Source organism: Agrobacterium sp. RAC06 (genome assembly GCF_001713475.1).
In the GTDB taxonomy this organism is placed as follows: domain Bacteria; phylum Pseudomonadota; class Alphaproteobacteria; order Rhizobiales; family Rhizobiaceae; genus Allorhizobium.
Genome location: NZ_CP016499.1, coordinates 1,769,184 through 1,788,903, shown reverse-complemented (window position 1 = coordinate 1,788,903; position 19,720 = coordinate 1,769,184). Strand labels below are relative to the sequence as shown.

At 62.0% G+C, this 19,720-nt stretch carries 18 protein-coding genes; 13 read left to right on the top strand and 5 right to left on the bottom strand.

The window, feature by feature from the left end:
- Positions 1 to 4: 4 nt before the first annotated feature.
- Both BSY240_RS08740 and BSY240_RS08735 read right to left on the bottom strand, forming a co-directional pair.
- Positions 5 to 1,816 (bottom strand): tetratricopeptide repeat protein, encoded by a 1,812-nt coding sequence (locus tag BSY240_RS08740; protein WP_069042033.1) that lies wholly within the window; start codon positions 1,814 to 1,816, stop codon positions 5 to 7.
- 120 nt (positions 1,817 to 1,936) lie between these two features.
- Positions 1,937 to 2,953, bottom strand: a complete 1,017-nt coding sequence (locus tag BSY240_RS08735) for a polyprenyl synthetase family protein (RefSeq protein ID WP_069042032.1) — start codon at positions 2,951 to 2,953, stop codon at positions 1,937 to 1,939.
- Positions 2,954 to 3,078: 125 nt separating this feature from the next.
- Here BSY240_RS08735 and BSY240_RS08730 point away from each other — a divergent pair, with 125 nt between their 5' ends.
- The 6 genes from BSY240_RS08730 (at position 3,079) to BSY240_RS08705 (ending at position 7,618) form a co-directional block, all read left to right on the top strand.
- A complete protein-coding gene (locus tag BSY240_RS08730; RefSeq protein ID WP_054148845.1) occupies positions 3,079 to 3,309 on the top strand; it encodes a putative signal transducing protein in 231 nt (76 codons plus the stop codon).
- A 7-nt stretch (positions 3,310 to 3,316) separates the two neighbouring features.
- Positions 3,317 to 4,123 (top strand): tRNA1(Val) (adenine(37)-N6)-methyltransferase, encoded by an 807-nt coding sequence (locus BSY240_RS08725; RefSeq protein ID WP_069042031.1) that lies wholly within the window; start codon positions 3,317 to 3,319, stop codon positions 4,121 to 4,123.
- Positions 4,124 to 4,216: 93 nt separating this feature from the next.
- Complete coding sequence (locus tag BSY240_RS08720) at positions 4,217 to 5,080, top strand: S49 family peptidase (RefSeq protein ID WP_069042030.1); 864 nt, start codon at positions 4,217 to 4,219, stop codon at positions 5,078 to 5,080.
- 36 nt (positions 5,081 to 5,116) lie between these two features.
- Positions 5,117 to 5,311 (top strand): hypothetical protein, encoded by a 195-nt coding sequence (locus BSY240_RS08715; RefSeq protein WP_054148848.1) that lies wholly within the window; start codon positions 5,117 to 5,119, stop codon positions 5,309 to 5,311.
- Between the two features lie 109 nt (positions 5,312 to 5,420).
- Positions 5,421 to 6,560 carry a sensor histidine kinase gene (locus tag BSY240_RS08710; RefSeq protein ID WP_069042029.1) on the top strand — a complete coding sequence of 380 codons (1,140 nt, stop codon included), beginning with the start codon at positions 5,421 to 5,423 and terminating at the stop codon, positions 6,558 to 6,560.
- Between the two features lie 125 nt (positions 6,561 to 6,685).
- A complete protein-coding gene (locus BSY240_RS08705; RefSeq protein ID WP_140829073.1) occupies positions 6,686 to 7,618 on the top strand; it encodes a glycine--tRNA ligase subunit alpha in 933 nt (310 codons plus the stop codon).
- Positions 7,619 to 7,623: 5 nt separating this feature from the next.
- On the opposite strand, the gene BSY240_RS08700 is transcribed toward BSY240_RS08705, so the two are convergent.
- On the bottom strand, positions 7,624 to 8,025 hold the full coding sequence (locus BSY240_RS08700; RefSeq protein ID WP_069042028.1) for a response regulator: 402 nt from the start codon (positions 8,023 to 8,025) through the stop codon (positions 7,624 to 7,626).
- Positions 8,026 to 8,051: 26 nt separating this feature from the next.
- A complete protein-coding gene (locus BSY240_RS08695) occupies positions 8,052 to 10,064 on the bottom strand; it encodes a sensor histidine kinase (protein WP_069042027.1) in 2,013 nt (670 codons plus the stop codon).
- Between the two features lie 202 nt (positions 10,065 to 10,266).
- Here BSY240_RS08695 and BSY240_RS08690 point away from each other — a divergent pair, with 202 nt between their 5' ends.
- From BSY240_RS08690 to BSY240_RS08660, 7 genes are all read left to right on the top strand, one after another.
- Positions 10,267 to 10,818, top strand: coding sequence for a LemA family protein (locus BSY240_RS08690; protein ID WP_054148853.1), 552 nt, complete (start codon positions 10,267 to 10,269; stop codon positions 10,816 to 10,818).
- Between the two features lie 126 nt (positions 10,819 to 10,944).
- Positions 10,945 to 12,210, top strand: coding sequence for a 3-phosphoshikimate 1-carboxyvinyltransferase (locus BSY240_RS08685; RefSeq protein ID WP_069042026.1), 1,266 nt, complete (start codon positions 10,945 to 10,947; stop codon positions 12,208 to 12,210).
- Entirely contained in the window at positions 12,207 to 14,141 is a 1,935-nt protein-coding gene (locus BSY240_RS08680; RefSeq protein WP_069042025.1) for a DUF2207 domain-containing protein, read from the top strand. Before BSY240_RS08685 ends, BSY240_RS08680 begins: the two co-directional genes overlap by 4 nt.
- Positions 14,142 to 14,312: 171 nt before the next feature.
- On the top strand, positions 14,313 to 16,466 hold the full coding sequence (gene glyS, locus BSY240_RS08675) for a glycine--tRNA ligase subunit beta (RefSeq protein ID WP_069042024.1): 2,154 nt from the start codon (positions 14,313 to 14,315) through the stop codon (positions 16,464 to 16,466).
- A 105-nt stretch (positions 16,467 to 16,571) separates the two neighbouring features.
- Positions 16,572 to 16,823 (top strand): type II toxin-antitoxin system ParD family antitoxin, encoded by a 252-nt coding sequence (locus BSY240_RS08670; protein ID WP_054148857.1) that lies wholly within the window; start codon positions 16,572 to 16,574, stop codon positions 16,821 to 16,823.
- A complete protein-coding gene (locus tag BSY240_RS08665) occupies positions 16,816 to 17,115 on the top strand; it encodes a type II toxin-antitoxin system RelE/ParE family toxin (RefSeq protein WP_069042023.1) in 300 nt (99 codons plus the stop codon). Before BSY240_RS08670 ends, BSY240_RS08665 begins: the two co-directional genes overlap by 8 nt.
- Complete coding sequence (locus tag BSY240_RS08660) at positions 17,112 to 17,615, top strand: DUF523 domain-containing protein (RefSeq protein WP_069042022.1); 504 nt, start codon at positions 17,112 to 17,114, stop codon at positions 17,613 to 17,615. The genes BSY240_RS08665 and BSY240_RS08660 overlap by 4 nt, the downstream gene beginning before the upstream one ends.
- Before the next feature lie 58 nt (positions 17,616 to 17,673).
- Here BSY240_RS08660 and BSY240_RS08655 read toward each other — a convergent pair whose 3' ends face one another.
- Positions 17,674 to 19,494, bottom strand: coding sequence for a methyl-accepting chemotaxis protein (locus tag BSY240_RS08655; RefSeq protein ID WP_069042021.1), 1,821 nt, complete (start codon positions 19,492 to 19,494; stop codon positions 17,674 to 17,676).
- Positions 19,495 to 19,720 lie beyond the last annotated feature (226 nt).

Genomic DNA, 19,720 nt, shown 5'->3' with positions numbered 1-19,720 from the left:
CGGCTCAGGTCTTCTTGTCGTCTTTCTTGGGCTCTTCGACCGGTTTGGTCTCGACCTTGGCGGCATCAGACTCGATCGCCGGAAGGCCCTTGTCGATCTTTGCCTGGATCTTCGGAACTTCGACCTCTTCCGGCTCGGAGGCCAGCGCCCGCTTCCACTGATACTTGGCTTCCAGCTTGCGCCCGACGCGCCAGTAGGCATCGCCCAGATGGTCGTTGATCGTCGGGTCACCGGCACGCAGCTCGACGGCGCGTTCCAGTTCGACCACCGCCTCTTCGAAGCGACCAAGGCGATAATAGGCCCAGCCGAGCGAATCGACGATGTAGCCGTCGTCCGGCCGAAGCTCGACCGCCTTCTTGATCATCTCCAGACCTTCCTGGAGATTGCGGTTCATGTCGACCCAGGAATAGCCGAGATAATTCAGCACCTGCGGCTGATCGGGGTTGAGCTCCAGCGCCTTGTGGAAGTTTGGCTCCGCCGTGTCCCACTTCTTCAGCCGCTCATAGGCGATGCCACGCTGGAAGAACACCGACCAGTGGTTCCGCGCCGGGTTCGGACCGATGATCTCGATCGCCTTGTCATAATTCTCCGCCATGGCCGCATAATCCTTGGCATCGGACAGCACGCTGCCATAGGCGAGGTAGCTTCTGATATCCTGCGGATCGGAGGCAATCAGGGCGAGCAGATGTTCGCGCGCTTCCTGAACTTTTCCGGTTTCGGCGAGCGTCAGGCCAAGCTGGAGCTCGGAAATGCGCCGCATCGGCGAGGTCTCCGGCACCTGCCGGTAAAACGCGATCGCCTTTTCCGGCTGCTTTGCATTCTCGGCGATCCCGCCGAGCAGGATCAGCGTGTCGGCGGCATCCTTGTCCAGCGCATGGGAAAGCTGGAGATACAGCATGACAGTGTCTTCGGCGCCTTCACGGTTCAGCGCGCCTCCGATCGAGAAGAGAACACCGGCCGCCCCCTGCGCCGCCGTTGTGACAACCGGTTTCGGCTGGCTGCCGGATTCGATCTCGGTGCGGAGCGCCTTGAAGGGGGCGAAGTTGGTGATCAGTTCGTCGCCGGCCGCGAGAGCATCGAGTGCCTTCTGCTTGTTGCCGGCCTGCGCCTCAAGTGTCGCAAGCGCGATCACCGAACGGGCAAAGGTATCGGGCGCCGTCGCACCGCCATTGCGATCGGTGACCGTGTCGGTCAGCGCGCTGCGCGCGGCATCGACGTCGCCGATCATGGCGGCCATCACGCCAGCATTGTAGTTGCGGAAAATGCCGTACCAGCTCGGACCATCGAGATCCTGCACGAGCTTCAGAGCTTCCTCGCCCTTGCCTTCGCCGACCTTGCTCCAGGCGATCAGCAGCTGGTTCATCAGCCGGTCGAGATCGTTCGGCCCCTGATATTTGAAATGCTTCAGGGCTTGGGCATAGTCGCCGTCTCGCATGGCTCGAAATCCGAGGGCTACGGAGGTGACGCGCTCCACGGCCGGATCGTTTTCCAGAACCTTGGCGAGATCCGCGCCCTCGTCGAACTCACCGTTCATGATGAGCGCGATCATCAGACGCTGCTGAAGCTCCAGCTCGTTCGGCGTGAATTCCAGGGCCTTCTTGTAGAACTTCACCGCGCTCGGATAATCGCGATCCGTTTCCGCAGTCCGGGCTGCCAGGAAGGCGCCCGCAAAGGATTCGACGCTACCGATATCGAAGCTCTCGGCCTCTGTGGACTGGGCAGTGGCAGCAGCAAGCGCCAGCGGCGCCTGCGAGACGCTGAGCAGCAGCGCGAGCGCGGTGCCGGCGAGAGTGCGAAGGGCAAAGCTTTGCCGCATGGACGAGCCTTTCAAGAACCGAGAGCAAGCGCAGGTCGCCCGCGCGCGGGCAATTGGCGATGATTCACGAATAGAATGGCTTTTTTGAAGCAGCCCCGCAAGGCAATCACGGGATCTGCGTCAATTCACGCGGGAGATGCAGAAGTCGATCACGTCGTTGAGGGCGCTCTTCCACGGCGTCTCGGGTAGCGGCGCCAGTGCATCGCGTGCGATGGTGCCGTAATGCTGTGCTCGCTGGATCGTGTCGGTGAGCGCGCCATACTTGCCGATCAGGCCGAGCGCCCTTTCGAGCCGCACATCATCGTTCAGCCCGCCTTCGATCGATTCCTTCCAGAATTCCCGCTCGGCAGCCGTGCCACGGCGATAGGAGAGGATGACCGGCAGGGTAATCTTGCCCTCGCGGAAATCATCTCCGACATTCTTGCCGGTCTCGGCAGCCTTGCCGCCGTAGTCGAGCACGTCGTCGACCAGCTGGAAGGCAAGGCCGAGATTCATGCCATAGGATTTCATGGCGCTGCGGGTCGCCTTGTCAGTGCCGGCGACAATCGGGCCGACTTCGGCGGCAGCCGCAAACAGCGCTGCCGTCTTGGCGCGGATGACAGCGAGATAATCGTCTTCCGTCGTCTCCATGTTCTTGGCGACGGAGAGCTGCAGCACCTCACCCTCGGCGATCACGCAGGCCGCGGTCGAGAGCACGTCGAGCGCCTCGAGCGAGCCGACTTCGACCATCATGCGAAATGCCTGACCGAGCAGGAAGTCGCCGACCAGCACGCTTGCCTGGTTGCCCCAGATGGTGCGGGCTGTGTTTTTGCCACGGCGAAGATCGCTCTCGTCCACCACGTCGTCATGCAGCAGCGTTGCCGTGTGCATGAACTCAACGGAGGTCGCGAGCTTGATGTGATGGTCGCCCTCGTAGCCGAACATGGCGGCTGTCGCGAGCGTGAGCATCGGGCGTAGTCGCTTGCCGCCCGATGAGATCAGGTGGTTTGCCACCTCCGGGATCATCTGAACGTCAGAGCCTGCCTTCGACAGGATCAGCTGATTGACGCGCTCCATGCCGCTTTTGGTCAGGTCCACCAGAGGCTTGACGGATGCCTGTTTGTTTTTGCTTTCCTCAAGCGGTATGACTACGCCCAACGCACCGGACTCCTGTTCAGTTTGGTCGCCGACCATAAAAAGCCCGGAAGGCCACGGCAAGGGGCGAATTGCCTCGGTCTGGGCCTGAAAGCCGGTTTAGCTGTTAACAGTGAGTTCTGAAATCGATGCATGAGATCATTCGCAGCAACGACGTCGTCCTGCTCTCCTTTGCCGAAAGCCTGATGCGCGACGCCGGGATCGCTTCGATGATCGCAGACCAGTCCATGAGCATCCTCGAGGGTTCGCTCGGCATGCTGCAGCGCCGCCTGTTGGTCGATTCGGACTGTGTCGACCAGGCCCGCCGCATCCTGACCGATGCCGGCCTTGGGGCAGAACTGCGCGACCGCGAAGCGTGAGGGCGCGATGGTCACAAGACTAGAGCCCCTCGTCGACAAGCCCTTGGCCGAAACGGTCGACGCCTTTCATCGTGGCCGCTTTTATCTCGTGCAGCCGGTTGGACGCGGCCATCGCGCCGGCATGGATGCCATGCTGCTCGCCTCTCTCGTTGTGGACGATCGCCCGATCCGGGTTGCCGATCTCGGTGCTGGAGCAGGAGCCGCCGGTCTGGCTGTCGCCACCCGCCTTCCCGATGCTTCCGTCGTGCTTGTCGAGCGCTCGAGCGATATGGCCGCCTTTGCCCGCAAGAGCCTCGCACTGCCGGAAAACGTTAAGTTCGCGCAGCGCGCCGAGGTTATCGAGGCCGATGTCACCTTGACCGGCAAGGCGCGCTTCGCAGCGGGCCTCCCTGACGACAGCTTCCACCACGTCATCATGAACCCACCCTTCAACGATCCCGGCGACCGCAAGACGCCGGATGCCCTGAAGGCGGAAGCCCATGCGATGACGGAGAACCTGTTCGAGAGCTGGATCCGCACGGCAGGCGCGATCGTGATGCCCGGCGGTCAACTCTCCCTGATTGCCAGACCACAGTCGATCGCCGAGATCATCGCCGCTTGCGGCAGGCGCTTCGGCGGCCTGGAGATCACGGCGATCCACCCAAGACCCGGCGAAAACGCAACCCGCATCCTGGTTACCGCAATCAAGGGGTCACGGGCGAAGCTACAGCTGCGCGCGCCGCTGCTGATGCACGACAAGCCCGACAGTCACGCCTTCGCCCCCTTGGTCGACGACCTGAACAACGGCCGCGTGGGCTATCGGCGCCTGCGTTGAAAACACTGATTTTTTAGCAGAACCATTGTGTTCGCTCTCCGGCTCCTTACATCTCCGCTCAGAGTGATGATCCTGAGGAGTTGAAACGCGACCATGGCAGACTTTCTGAAACGGCTGGTTCCCAAGCGCTTCCAGAAAAAGGGCGTCGTCATTCCGGTCGTCAGGCTGCACGGACCGATCATGAGCGGCGGCTCGCGCTTTCGCCCTGCCTTGAACCTCTCCTCGGTTGCCGGCCAGCTGGAAAAGGCATTCGGCATGAAGGATAGCCCCGCCGTGGCCCTGTCGATCAACTCGCCGGGCGGTTCCCCCGTCCAGTCGCGGATGATCTATGATCGCATCCGGGCGCTGGCCGAAGAAAAGAATAAGCGTGTGCTCGTCTTCGTCGAGGATGTCGCAGCGTCCGGCGGCTACATGATCGCGATCGCCGGCGACGAGATCATCGCCGATGCGACCTCGATTGTCGGCTCGATCGGTGTCGTCTCTGGCGGTTTCGGCTTCCCCGAACTCCTGAAGAAGATCGGCGTTGAACGCCGTGTCTACACGGCGGGTGAGAACAAGGTGATCCTCGATCCTTTCCAGCCGGAGAAGGAAAGCGATATCGAATACCTGAAGACCCTGCAGCTTGAGATCCACGAAATCTTCATCGACATGGTCAAGGCGCGCCGCAGCACGGTGCTTGCAGACGATCCGGCAATCTTCTCCGGTCTGTTCTGGACGGGCCGCAAAGGCCTGGAACTCGGCCTCGTCGATCGCCTCGGCGGCCTGCGTGAAGAAATCAAGACCCGCTATGGCAAGGATGCGCGCCTCGAACTGATCGGTGCCCATAAGGGCCTTTTCGGCCGCCGCGCGGCAGGTATCGGTGCTTTTGCTGCGCCTGACCAGATCGCGGTTCAGGCAGTCGCCGGCCTTGCCGAGACACTCGAAGAAAAGGCACTATGGGGTCGCTACGGTCTTTGACCGGAATGACGAAGAAGGGCTTAACGGCGAGGGGACATGGCGCAGCTGATATTTCTGACGATCCTGGTGGGGGGCGCCTGGCTGCTCTATCGCCGCTTCGTCGCGGATGCGGAGAAACTGGTGGCAAAATCGCGTGCTGAGGAAAAAGAACGCGAGAACCAGGCAATCGGGACGCTCATTCAGGATCCGGAAACGGGGGAGTATCGCCCTCGCCGCGAGGATGATGACTAATCGGCATGCCGTGGCTTGAGTACGGCACGTCGAGACGATACCTAAGGAAACAAGCGGCGTTCCGGGCGTTTTGAGCCCCACTTCGCGTATCGCCCAGTCCCGGAGTCCCATGAGCCAGACAATGCATTTTCTCGGTATGCCGGGACAGGTGGCAGACGAAATCAGTGCATTCGACTGGAGCAGCACATCACTTGGGGGGGCGGAATACTGGCCGCCCGCCTTGGTGACGACGCTTCGGCAGGTTCTCGCCACCCGCCAACCCACGTGCTTCTGGTGGGGAGACGATCTTCTCCAGTTCTACAACGACGCCTATCTGCCGATGCTCGCCGGTCGGGAGAAAAGCGCGCTCGGTCAGCCGTTTCGGGAGTATTGGGCCGATGTCTGGGACGGCATCGAGCCTTTCGTGCTGCGTGCGCAGGCGGGCGAGGGCACTTGGATCGAGAACCTTCCCTTGCGAATTTTGCGCAACGGGATCATGCAGGACAGCTTCTGGACCTTCTCCTACAGTCCTCTCTACGACGACCAAGGAAAGATTGCTGGCCTCTTGAACGTTGTCACCGAGACCACGAGCGCGGTTTTAGACCGTCAGGCGCTTGAAGAGGCCTATCTCGAAGCGCAAAAGCACCTCGATGAGCGAGAACAGTATGAGGACGAACTCAAGCTGTTGAACCGCGAACTTGCGCACCGGATGAAGAATACGCTCGCCATGGTCCAGTCGATCGTCAGCCAGAGCCTGCGCGGCGCAACCTCGATCCCGGAAGCGGCTGCGACGATCGGCGGACGCATCCAGACGCTCGCCAAGGCGCAGGACGTGCTCACCGGGATGAGTGTCACCGCCGCCGAGATTACCGCAATCACGCGAACGGCTGTCGCGCCCCATATCGATGGCGACGATCGGATCTCGATCGTCGGGCCTGAGGTCTATCTCTCCGCCCAGCAGGCTCTTGGTCTATCGCTCGCGATCCACGAGCTTGCCACCAACGCCACAAAATACGGCGCCCTTTCGCGACCGGAAGGCCGCATCAGCGTCCGCTGGAGCAAGGGCGAGGACAACCGTTTCACCTTCGACTGGCAGGAAAGCGGCGGCCCGCCGGTGACGGAGCCGACCCTTCGCGGTTTCGGCTCGCGGCTCACTGAACGTGTCGTCTCCGATCTCTTCCAGGGGCAGGCCGCTATCCGCTTCGAGCCCACGGGCGTGTCCTTTTCCCTGATCGGCAAGCTGCACGATGCGGATGATCTCGACAACTGATCCATGCGGGCTTGCCAAGCCGAGAGCCGAGACGCTTGACCCTTCCGCCCGCTCATGGCACCAGACGGGCCGCAACCTGAGCCAACCCGATGGATAGCCCGATGACCACGCCCCTTGCCCCGCATATGGACCCCAAGCGCTCCTTTCAGGCGCTGATCCTGACGCTGCACGCCTACTGGGCAGACAAGGGATGCGCGGTGCTGCAGCCCTACGACATGGAAGTCGGCGCCGGCACCTTCCATCCGGCAACGACGCTGCGGGCGCTCGGGCCGAAGCCCTGGCGTGCCGCTTACGTCCAGCCCTCGCGTCGCCCCTCGGACGGACGCTACGGCGAAAACCCGAACCGGTTGCAGCATTATTACCAGTATCAGGTCATCCTGAAGCCGAACCCGTCCAACCTGCAGGAGCTCTATCTCGGCTCGCTGAAGGCGATCGGCCTTGATCCGCTGCTGCATGACATTCGCTTTGTCGAAGACGACTGGGAAAGCCCGACGCTGGGTGCCTGGGGTCTCGGCTGGGAATGCTGGTGCGATGGCATGGAAGTCTCGCAGTTCACCTACTTCCAGGCTGTTTGCGGCATCGACTGCTCGCCGGTTGCAGGTGAACTCACCTATGGTCTCGAGCGCCTCGCCATGTATGTCCAGGGCGTCGACAACGTCTACGACCTGAACTTCAACGGCCGCGAAGGCGAAGAGAAGATCTCCTACGGCGACGTTTTCCTGCAGGCCGAGCAGGAGTATTCCCGCCACAACTTCGAATTCGCCAACACCGAGATGCTGCATCGCCATTTCATCGATGCCGAGAAGGAATGCCAGGCCCTGCTCGCGGCCGGCGCGCCTTCTGACTCGGAAAACCAGCGTCTGCACAAATGCGTCTTCCCGGCCTATGACCAGTGCATCAAGGCCTCCCACATCTTCAACCTGCTCGACGCCCGCGGCGTCATCTCGGTCACCGAACGCCAGGCCTATATCGGCCGCGTCCGCGCGCTGGCGAAAAGCTGCGGCGAGGCGTTCCTGCTGACGGATGCCGGTGGGGCGAATTTTGGCCGGGCTGCCTGAGCTTTCTAAAACTCCAGCCCCGCCGCCACGCGGTTCTCGATCCGGACGACCAGGCCGTGGATCTTCGCAATCAGCACGTCGAAGTCGATGGGCTTGGTAAGGTAGCTCTCGGCACCTGCGCCTAAGCCCTCGATCATCTTTTCCCGGTCTGCGAGCGCCGTCAGGAAGAGGAAGGGCATGTTGGAGAATTGCGGGTGGTTGATCTGCAATTCGCCGAGCATGGAGATACCGTCCATCTCCGGCATGGTGATGTCGGAAATCACGATATCAGGCCGATGGGTGAGGATCTTGTCGAGGCCCTCCTTGCCGTTTTCCGCCTGCAGCACGCGAATTCCGGCATCCTCCAGTTCCTCGGCGATCAGTTCGCGGACGTCTCTTTCGTCTTCGACGCAAAGCACGGTGATCATGGCAGTTTTCCTTTCTGACCCTTGGTTCAGGCGGCGCTGACCTCCGGCGCCGGTTCGGCAGTGTCTTTGGCTGCAGGTCCCTGTACCGGCAGCACAAGCGTGAAACAGGTGCCCTTTCCCCGTTCGCTTTCGACAAAGATGTCGCCGTCATGCAGGGTCACGATCTGCTTGACGAGCGACAGGCCGATCCCCGTGCCGGCAATGCCGGTCGAGGTGCGGGCGCGGAAATAGGGCTGGAAGAGTTTCGGCACATCCTCCGCGTCGATGCCGACGCCTTCGTCCTTGACTGAGAGAAAGACAAAGCCGTCTTCCTCCCAGCCGCGAATGGTGATGTCGGGCGCGCGCGGCGCATATTTGACGGCGTTGGACAGCAGGTTGGTCAGCACCTGGGAAATCCCCAGCGCATCGCAACGGATGACGGGCGGCAAAGCCTCGATTTCGGCGTCGAACCGGTGATGCTGAGATGAGAGCTTCTGCCGCTTGATGGCCTGCTCGATCAACTTGTGCAGAGAGCAGTCGACCAATGTCAGCTCGATCTTGCCGGTGTCCATGCGCCCGGCAGACAGGAAGCTCTCCATCAGCACCACCATGCGGGCAACGGCCGATCGGATCTGCTGCGTCTTGTCCGCGAGAAAGCGCGTCTCCATCTCGCCTTTCTTGCGCTGGATGCGCTGCGCAGCACCGTCGATGATCGCGAGCGGCGTGCGGAATTCGTGGCTGGTCATCGCCACGAACTGCCGCTGCATCGCGTTGATGTTCTTCTCCTGCTGCAGTGCCTCTTCCAGCGCTGCTGCCTGGGCGGCGATTTCGGCGGTGCGCTGATGGACCGTTCTTTCGAGCGCGTCGCGGTGGCGGATGAGATCCTTTTCGGCCCGCTTGCGCAGCGTGATGTCGGAGTAACTCAACACATAGCCGCCATTCGACAGCGGCTCCGAGCGCACGGCCAGTACCTTGCCACTTTTGCGTTCGCGCTCAAAGCTGTAGGGCAGGCCGAGTGCTGCCTGCTCAATCCGCTCGCGCACCATGACTTCTGGGTCGCCATCGCCCCATTCTCCGCGGTTGGCATTGTAGCGGAGGATGTCTTCGAACTTGGAACCAGGCGGAAACATCTCCGGCGGAATGTTCATCAGGTCGTAGAGTCGCCGGTTTGCCATCAAGAGCCGCGAGCGATTGTCGAAGACGCCGATCCCGCCGGGAATGGCATCGAACACCTGTTCCAGCAGCCCAAAGGCCTTGCGCTGGTCGGCAGTTGCGATTGCAACCTCGGCAAAGAGGTCGGAGGAGGGGCCGCGGATCCGCCAGACATGCACCTTGACCGGATAGACAGTCCCGTTCCGCCGCCGCTGGATCGCGTCGAAGGTGACGCTCTGGGCAGTGCCTTCGACGAGCGGCATGAGCTTGGCGCGATAATCGAGTTCGGAGATGCCCACCTTGAGCGAAGCAGGTGTCATGCCGGTCAGGGCTTCGCGCGCATAACCCGTCCGGACACTCGCCGTCGCATTCGTCCGGCTGATCGTGAAGCGCTGCGGCTCGAATATATAGATCTCGTCGGTCGAGAGCTCGACCATGTCGAGAAGGGAAGACGTGCAGCCATTGCGCTGCTGGATGATCGGCCCGATGTCCTGGGCGAGCAGCCGGAGTGCCGACAGGCTTTCCAGATTGATGGGCCTTTCGCTCCGGCTGAAGAAGACGCCGATGCCGAAATCCGGATTGCCGGGCAGGCTAATGGGTATCCAGTAGGGGTGGAGGTCTTCGCGCTCGGCGATACATTCGGGCATGCACACGCCCGGCGGCAGGTCGATCGGCAGGTCCAACTGGTCCGCCGTGTTGTGATGCAGCAGCCGTTGCCGGTCCTGTCCCGCGTCGCGCACATAGATCGCCGCCATCTCCGAAAGATCGAGTTGCGGTAGCGCAGTGATGATCGAAAGAATTTCCTTCAGCGTATCGCTGAGCCGTCGATCTGGGATCGCCGCCTTCAGAATTTCGCGGCTGGCGAGCAGGGCCCACGAGGGCAGAGTATTCCAGGTCATAGCTTGCATGCGACAGCTCCGCTGCAAAAACCTACCGAATGCTCACATTAGTGGTCTCGGATTAACAGAGCGGCTCCCGTATGTGTCGAATTTGAAGCAAACTTCCATGGCGTTTTCCGGCTCGCCGTCTCGGGCTTGCCGGAACTTCGATCATGACTTTCCCATATTGACCCGCTAACGTGCGGCCATATCAGCTGGGAGCCTGCCATTCATGTTTACGACACTGGCCATCATCGCCGCCATCGGCGCCTACCTCGTCTTCATCTACAACGGTCTGGTCAAGGCCCGGCAGATGGCGGAGGAAGCCTGGTCGGGCATTGATGTGCAGTTGAAGCGCCGGGCAGATCTCATCCCCAATCTGATCGAGACGGTGAAGGGGTATGCCGGCCATGAGAAGGAGACGCTGGAGAACGTCGTCGAATTGCGCAACAAGGCCCAGGCCGTGCCGGCGGGCGATGTCGCTGGCCGCGCCCAGGCCGAAGGCCTGCTCGGGGCGGCGCTGGGCCGGATCATCGCGCTGGCCGAAGCCTATCCGGATCTGAAGGCCAACGAGAACTTCCTCGAGCTGCAGCGTTCGCTCGAAACCGTTGAAGGCGAGATCCAGATGTCGCGCCGCTATTACAATGGCGCGGCCCGCGATCTGAACGTCAAGGTCGAGAGCTTCCCCAACAACCTCGTCGCCGGCCAGTTCGGCTTCTCGAAGAAACCCTATTTCGAGATTGCCAACGAGGCCGACCGTGCGGTACCGACGGTCAAGTTCTGACGTCCACTTCCAGCGGGTTCCGGAAAACTGTTCTAAGGTTTTCCAACCAGAACCCGCGACCGGTTAAACAGGCAAAGCATGCTTCTTTGCAGGCCTGCTGAAGACCATGCATAGAGACTGAGATCAATGACGACTGACAGTGTGACCATCCTTCCGCCCACCCATGCCCTCACCGGCAAGGTGAGCCCTCCGGGTTCGAAATCCATCACCAACCGTGCTTTGCTGCTCGCAGGCCTCGCCAAGGGGACGAGCCGCCTGACCGGCGCGCTGAAGAGCGACGACACCCGCTACATGGCCGAAGCGCTCCGTCAGATGGGCGTCACCGTCGAGGAGCCGGATGCGACCACCTTCGTCGTCACCAGCACGGGCGAGTTGAAGTCGCCTGCGGAACCGCTTTTCCTGGGCAATGCCGGCACAGCCACTCGATTCCTCACCGCAGCACTCGCTTTGGGCAAGGGCCGCTACGTCGTTGATGGCGACGAGCACATGCGCAAGCGGCCGATCAAGCCGCTGGTCGAGGCGCTGCAATCGCTCGGCGTTGCCATCGCCGCGCCCTCCGGTTGCCCTCCGGTCGCGATCGACGCCAACGGCGCTTTCAAGAAGAACCACGTGGTCATCGATGCCGGCCTTTCGAGCCAGTATGTCTCGGCCCTCCAGATGGCGGCGGCCTGCGGTTCGGAGCCGTTCACCATCGAGCTTGCCGGTGCCGATATCGGCGCCCGAGGCTACATCGACCTGACGATGTCGGCCATGCGCGCCTTCGGCGCCAGGGTCGAGCAGCCGACATCGGCCTCCTGGGTCATCCAGCCAACCGGCTATACCGCGACCGATTTCCACATCGAGCCGGATGCCTCTGCCGCCACCTATCTCTGGGGCGCGGAAGTCCTGACCAACGGCCAGATCGATATCGGCACGCCATCGGATGCCTTCACCCAGCCGGACGCAAAGGCCTATGACGTGATCGCCCAGTTCCCGAACATGCCGGCCGTGATCGATGGCAGTCAGATGCAGGATGCGATCCCGACGATTGCCGTGCTCGCCGCCTTCAACGAGACGCCCGTGCGCTTCGTTGGCATCGAGAACTTGCGCGTCAAGGAATGCGACCGCATCCGCGCCGTCTCCACTGGCCTCAACAACATCCGCGAGGGCCTGGCCAAGGAAGAGGGCGACGACCTCGTGGTCTTCTCGGACCCGTCGCTCGCAGGCCAGTCGCTGCCGGCTGACATCGATACCTTCGCCGATCACCGCATCGCCATGAGCTTTGCGCTCGCGGGTCTCAAGATCCGCGACATCACCATCCTCGACCCCGGTTGTGTCGCCAAGACCTATCCCGCCTACTGGGATGCGCTCGCCTCACTCGGCGTCGAACTCGTCAGGAACGATCCGAAATGACCTCACTGCTTCGCCTGTGCTCCGCCTTCCTTCTCTTTCTCTGGATGGCATGCGGCGCGCAGGCTGAAGAGGTCATCCGCGACTACCACGCCGATATCGTGGTCCTGCCCGACGCTACGATCGAGATGACGGAAACGATCACCGTCAATGCCGAGGGCAACGAGATCAGGCGCGGAATTTTCCGCGACTTCCCGCTTTATGCCCAGGATGCGCGGGGCTTTCGCCAGAAGGTCGATTTCGAGCTGATTTCGGTTGAACGGGACGGTCGGCCGGAAGCCAACCATACCGAAACCGTCTCCGGCGGCATCCGTATCTATACCGGCTCAGCCGACGTCTTCCTCCAGCCAGGCGAATACACCTACACCATAACCTACCGGACCGGCCGGCAAATCCGTTACTTCGACGATCACGACGAGCTCTATTGGAACGTGACAGGCAATGGCTGGCTCTTCCCGATCGATCGCGCGGGCGCGACCGTCACGCTTCCAGATGATGCCGTTCCGACAAGAACCACCGTCTACACCGGTCCATCGGGTTCCACCGCTCAGAACGCCCGTGAAATCCCGGGATCGAACGGTCTCGAATTCCAGACCACGCAGCCACTGAGCCCGAACGAAGGCCTGACCATCGTGCTCGCCTTCGACAAGGGCGTGGTGGCAGCGCCCTCGTCGGAAGACAGCACCTGGTGGTTCATCCGCGACAACCTCAACACCATCATCGGCTTCGGCGGCCTGGCCGTCATCTTCCTCTATTACCTGCGCTCCTGGGTCGCCGTCGGCCGCGATCCGCCAAAAGGTATCGTGGTCCCCCGCTGGGATCCGCCGGAAGGCATCTCTCCTGCGCTAGTTAATTACATCGATAACAAAGGCTTCTCAGGTGCCGGCTGGACAGCACTTTCCGCCGCAGCACTCAATCTCGCAGTTGCTGGCTATGTCGAGCTCGATGATCTCGACAGCAGCATCACCATCCGCCGCACGAAGAAGACCGTCACCAGCAAGCTGCAGTCCGGTGAGGCTGCTCTGATTGCGGAAATTCCGTCAAGCGGCGACACGCTCGTCATCGACAAGGCCAACGGCAAAAAGGTGCAATCGGTCGGTAACCGCTTCCGCCAGGCCATCGAAAAGGAACACCGCAACAAGTACTACAATGGCAATCCCGGCTACACTTCGCTCGGCATCGGCCTCTCGATTGCCGTGGTCGCAGCACTTTTCATTTTCGGAGACCTCGACGAGGACGTCTATGCGCTGATCTTCGTGCCGACCTTCTTCTCGGTGTTCTTCGGTACTTTCACCATCGGGCTGGTCAACTCGTTCAGGCGGGGCCGCTCTCTCTTCAGCAAGATCATCGCCGTCCTGGCGCTGGCCCTGATCGGCTTTGTCGCGCTCTCCACCATGAGCCTGATGCTGATCTCCATGTGGATGGACCTCGAATCCACCCACCAATTCCCGGTGCTCATCGCCTTCGGTGGCATCCTCCTGGTCAACCTGCTCTTCTTCTTCCTGATGGGCGCGCCGACGCCGCTCGGCCGCAAGCTGATGGACGGCATCGAGGGCCTGCGCATTTATCTGACATTGGCCGAAAAGGACCGGATGAACATGGCCGGCGCGCCGACGATGTCGCCCAGCCATTTCGAAAAGCTCCTGCCTTACGCGGTGGCCCTCGGCGTCGAAAAGCCCTGGTCGCGGACCTTCGAAACCTGGCTCGCAACCGCTGCCGCAGGCGCCGCGACCGCCGCCTACAGCCCCGGCTGGTATCACGGCAGCAATCCCGGCGGGTTCGGTGACCGCATCGGCGGCTTCTCATCGTCCATGGCCTCAACCATCGCCTCCACCATCCCGACGCCACCGCCTTCCAGCTCCTCGTCCTCGTCAGGCTTCTCCGGCGGCTCCTCCGGCGGTGGCGGCGGCGGCGGTGGCGGGGGAGGGTGGTAGCCATCCACCTCCCCCTTGTGGGAGGAGGTCGCGCGTAACGCGCGGGTGGGGGGGATCCCCTGGCCGCCGCCTGATCCACCCGCCATTTTGCGCCGATCCATGGATGACTTTTGTCGCAGGGCTTGCTAAGTCCGCCGCAGCCTCAAGCAACATCTCGAAAAGTCAGACCCGATGCCCGATCTCCTGCTCGAACTCCGCTCCGAAGAAATCCCCGCCCGCATGCAGCGCAAGGCGGCTGGCGATCTGAAGAAGATGGTCACCGATGCGCTTGTCGATGCGGGTCTCACCTATGAGGGCGCGCGCGAATACTGGACGCCCCGGCGCCTGACGCTGGATATCCGTGGCCTAACCGCCCGTTCCGCCGACATCAAGGAAGAGAAGAAGGGCCCAAGCGTCTCGGCGCCTCAAGGAGCGATCGACGGCTTCCTGCGCGGCGCTGGCCTCACCTCGATCGACCAGGCCATCATCAAGACCGATCCGAAGAAGGGCGATTTCTACGTCGCCTACATGGAAAAGCCCGGCCGTGCGGCCGAAGAGATCATCGCCGATGTCATGCCCGGCATCATCAGGGCCTTCCCCTGGCCGAAGTCGATGCGCTCGGGCTTTGCCTCGATGCCCAAGGGCTCAAGCTTTGGCGGCATCGAGGGCAAGGGCATGGAAAGCCTGCGCTGGGTGCGCCCGCTGCAGTCGATCGTCTGCACCTTCGGCCCCGAGCATGACGAAGTGCAGGTCATCCCCTTCGAGATCGATGGCATTGTGGCGGGCAACGTCACCTATGGCCACCGCTTCCACGCGCCCGACGCCATCACCGTCAAGCGCTTCGACGACTACGTTTCGAGCCTGGAACGCGCCAAGGTCATCCTCGATGCCGAGCGCCGCAAGGACATGATCCTGCATGACGCCCGCGACATCGCCTTTGCCAATGGCCTGGAACTGGTCGAGGACGAGGGCCTGCTGGAGGAAGTCTCCGGCCTCGTCGAATGGCCGCAGGTCCTGCTCGGCACGTTCGAAGAGGATTACCTCTCGATCCCTGCCGAGATCATCCGCCTGACGATCAAGACCAACCAGAAGTGCTTTGTCGTGCGCCCTCAAGGGCAGCCGGACAAGCTCTCCAACCATTTCATCCTGATCTCCAACATACAGGCCACCGACGGCGGCCGCGAGATCATGCATGGCAATGGCAAGGTCGTGCGCGCCCGCCTGTCCGATGCCCTCCATTTCTGGAAGCGCGACCAGGGCGACCTGCCGGACCTCGACACGCTGAAGGCATCCGCCGCCAAGTTCGATCTGGATCTCAGGAAGCCGCTCGACCAGCGCATGGCGAAGCTCGACGCGCTGAACGTCACCTTCCACGCCAAGCTCGGCACGCAAGGCGAGCGCGTCGCGCGCATCCGGGCGCTGGCCAAGGTGCTGGCTCCGATCGTGGGCGCCGATGCCGCCCTCGTCGACCGCGCCGTGGTGCTGGCGAAAGCCGACCTGCGCACCGAAGCCGTCGGCGAATTCCCCGAACTCCAGGGCGCGATGGGCCGCAAATACGCACTTCTGCAGGGCGAGAACGCCTCTATCGCTGCCGCGATCGAAGATCACTGGAAGCCGAATGGCCCTTCCGACCGCCTGCCGGAAGACAAGGTCGGCCTGACAGTCGCGCTCGCGGACAAGCTGGACACGCTTGTGGGCTTTTGGGCGATCAACGAAAAGCCGACCGGCTCGAAGGATCCCTATGCGCTGCGTCGTGCGGCGCTGGGTGTTGTGCGGATGATTTTGGAGAAGGGTATCCGGCTGCCGATCGCATCGGTCGCCAAGGATGCCGACCTCCTCTCCTTCTTCCACGACCGCCTCAAGGTCTATCTCCGCGACCAGGGCGCCCGCCACGACATCATCGATGCCGTGCTGACGCCTGAGGCCGACGATCTCCTGATGGTCGCTCGCAAGGCAGAGGCCTTGACCGCCTTCATCACCTCGGAAGACGGCCTGAACCTCTTGTCCGGCACCAAGCGCGCCACCCAGTTGCTGGCAGCCGAAGAGAAGAAGGGCACCGTCGTCGCCGATGGCGTCTCGGAAGCGCTGTTGAAGCTCGACGCGGAAAAGTCCCTCTTTGCCGCCATCCAGTCCGCCTCGAAATCCGCCGCCGAGGCCGTGGCATCGGAAGACTTCCGCTCCGCCATGCAGGCACTCTCGACGCTGCGCGGCCCGGTCGACAAGTTCTTCGAGGACGTCCTGGTCAACGACGAGGACGCCGCCATCCGTGCCAACCGTCTGGCGCTCCTGAAGGCGATCCGCGAGGCGACTGCAACGGTCGCCGACTTCTCCAAGATCACAGGCTGATGATTTGAGACCCCGCTTCGGCGGGGTTTTTCATTTCCAGTGACCGTTTTCTGACCGCGATATCTTGTGTTATTCTTGACGCGAAGAAAGCCGGAGGCCACTCGCATGAACAAGCCCGTCCAGGTGACCATCGCTGAGCCCTTTGACAGCTTCATCGACGCCCAGCTCGAAAGCGGCCAGTTTAAGTCGGCGCAAGAGGTGGTCGAAGCCGGTCTGCAGCTTTTGAAGGAGGAGCAGGCCAGGGTCGAATGGCTGCGCAACGCGCTGATCGAGGGGGAAAACAGTGGGCCCTCCGTTTCTTTCGATCCAGAAGATCTCATGACTTCCGTTCGCGAAAGATGGAAAAGCCGTGGCTGAGATCCGGCTCAGTCCGGCCGCACGCCAGGATTTTCTCGAAATCGGTGACTACACGCGGGATCGATGGTCTGAGGCTCAAGCCGAGCGATACCTCAGGCAGATCCTTGCGATGATCGGGGAAATCGGAGTCCATCCGTTTTTAGGCAGCGAGGTACGTTCATTGCGGCCTGGTTACCGCCGCAGGCGTTGCGGCTCACATCTGATCTTCTACGTCATTCTGGAGGATAGCATGGTGGAAGTTGTGCGCATCATTCACGAGCGAGCCGACTATCTGGGTAAACTGGACGACTGACCTTGATGCCCCCCAAGATTCTCATAAGCGCCTGCCTGCTCGGGCGCCCTGTCCGTTACGACGGCAAGGGCAAGCCCCTCCACGATCCCCTGATTGAGCGTTGGAAGACCGAGGGCCGGCTCGTCGGTTACTGCCCCGAACAGGCCGGCGGCCTGCCGACGCCACGTCCACCCGCTGAAATCGAAGGCGGCAAAAACGGTGACGATGTCCTTGCCGGTCGGGCCCGGGTGTTGGAAGTGACAGGCGGCGACGTCACTGCGGAATTTATCGAGGGTGGCCGCAAGGCCGTCGCCTTTGCCCGGGAGCAGGGCTGCGACGTAGCCCTTCTCATCGACGGCAGCCCGTCCTGCGGTTCCGACTTCATCTATGACGGCTCGTTTTCCGGCACCCGCCATCCCGGTTTCGGCGTCACGGCAGCCCTAATGCGCCAGGCAGGCATCGAAGTCTTCTCGGACCTGGAACTCGACAAGCTCGAAGCGCACATCAAAAGCATCCGCTGAAACGAGGAAGGCCGCCGGATTGCTCCGGCGGCCTTGTGTTCATGGAAGCGGTGTTCGCTCAGCTCGCCATGCGATACTGCGGCTGGCCGGCACCAGCCTGGCTGGTCTTGAAGCTGCGGATCAGGTCCAGCAGGTCGCCGGTGTCGTTGGCGAGAACCTCGGCCGAAGCTGTCGTTTCCTCGGCCATTGCCGCATTCTGCTGGGTTGCCGTATCGAGCTGGTTGACTGCGGACGAGATCGACCGAAGCGTCGTGTCCTGCTCCTGGGCGCTGTGCGAGATCTTCGAGACGATGTCGTTGGCGCTGGCGATCTGGTCGGAAATGCGCTTCAGCGCTTCGCCGGTCTGGCCGACCAGCTGCACGCCCTGTTCGACCTGAGCCGACGAGCGGGCGATCTGGTCCTTGATCTCCTTGGCGGCAGCCGCGGAGCGCTGGGCAAGCTCGCGAACTTCCTGCGCAACGACGGCGAAGCCCTTGCCGCTTTCGCCCGCACGGGCCGCCTCGACACCGGCGTTCAGTGCAAGCAGGTTGGTCTGGAAAGCGATTTCGTCGATCACGCCGATGATCTTGGTGATCTCGGCGGAAGACTGCTCGATGCCGCTCATGGCGTTGATCGCCTTGGTAACGATCTCGTCGCTCTGGCGGGCCTCGTCGCTGACCGTGCCGACGCGATTGGCGGCTTCCCGTGCGCCATCCGCCGTCTGGCGAACTGCGACGGTGAGCTCGTCGAGGGCGGCAGACGTCTCCTCCAGATTGGCGGCCTGACGTTCGGTGCGGGTGGCAAGCTCACCCGAGGCCCGACGGATCTCTTCCTTCGATACGGCAATATCGTTGCCCTTGAGGTTGACGCGGGCCATGGCCTCTTCGAGACGGGCGAGCGCATCGTTGAAGTTGTCACGGAGTGCCGCATATTTCGGGCCCAGATCGGCGCAACGCACCGTCAGGTCGCCATGGGCGAGCTGTTCCAGCGACTTGCCGATGGTCGAAACGACATGCGCCTGCTGGCGAGCTTCAGCAAGCTGCGCTTCTGCATTCTGGCTGCGTTCGCTGTCGAGTTCGCGTTTCTGCTCTTCCTGGCGGGCGGCGAGCGCATGGCGCTCGCGCACCTTGTCCTGCAGGCTCTTCGTGGCGGTCGCCATCATGCCGATCTCGTTGCTGAGGTCGGTATGCGGGATGGCAATGTTGACATTCTCGTCGGCCACGGCTTCCAGCGCGTCATGGATCGCCTTGAGCGGGGTGGTGATGTTGCGGATGACGAAATAGGCCGCGATCAGAGCAAGGAAGAAGATCCCGGCGGACATGCCGACCGTCTTCATGATGCTGGACCGGATCTCGGCCTTCAGGTCGTCGGTATAGAGGCCCGTGACAACGACGAGGTTCCAGGGCTCGAACGCCTTGCCGTAAGCGGCCTTCGGGAAGCTGTAATCGTTCGGATCCTGGCCCGGCTTGGGACCGATGAACTCTACGAAACCGCCGCCGGCGCGACCGAGCTTGACCAGTTCGTCGCGGTAGAGGAAGCCGTTGGGGTCGCCCTTGCCCTTGCCGGAATTGCCGACCAGTTTGGTATTGGGATGAAAAACCATCACGACGTCGTAGTCATAGGCGAAGAAATAGCCGTCCGGCTCGAAGCGCATCTTTCCAACCTGCCCGTAAGCGAGCTTCTGGGCCTCCTCGACGGAGAACTCGCCAGCCGCGGCGCGGTCGTTGTAGTCCTTCATGACCGAGAGCGCCGATTCCACCTGTGTTCTCAGAAGTTCATAGCGCTGCTGGTAGATGGTCTCGGTGGAGGAACGGACCTGCAGATAAGTGGCGGCGGCAAAAGCCGCCATCAGGCCACCGATCAGCAAGATCAGCTGGAAGGAAATCCGGAGGTTTTTCATGGGCGAGGGAGCTTTCGTCTGTCGTGCGGTTCGGGCGCCAGGGAGGTGGAACAGTCGAACGGATCGGCACGTCATGTCCCGAGTATTTGCAACACAGCCTCGCCTTTAAAGATTTAAATGAATTTAAGCGTCCACAGATGCGGCGATATGAAAAAATACCGATGATATATGCGGGAAGGGCTCACGGCATAACGCCCGGGACTGGGCCGGGCGTTATGTCCGTGTC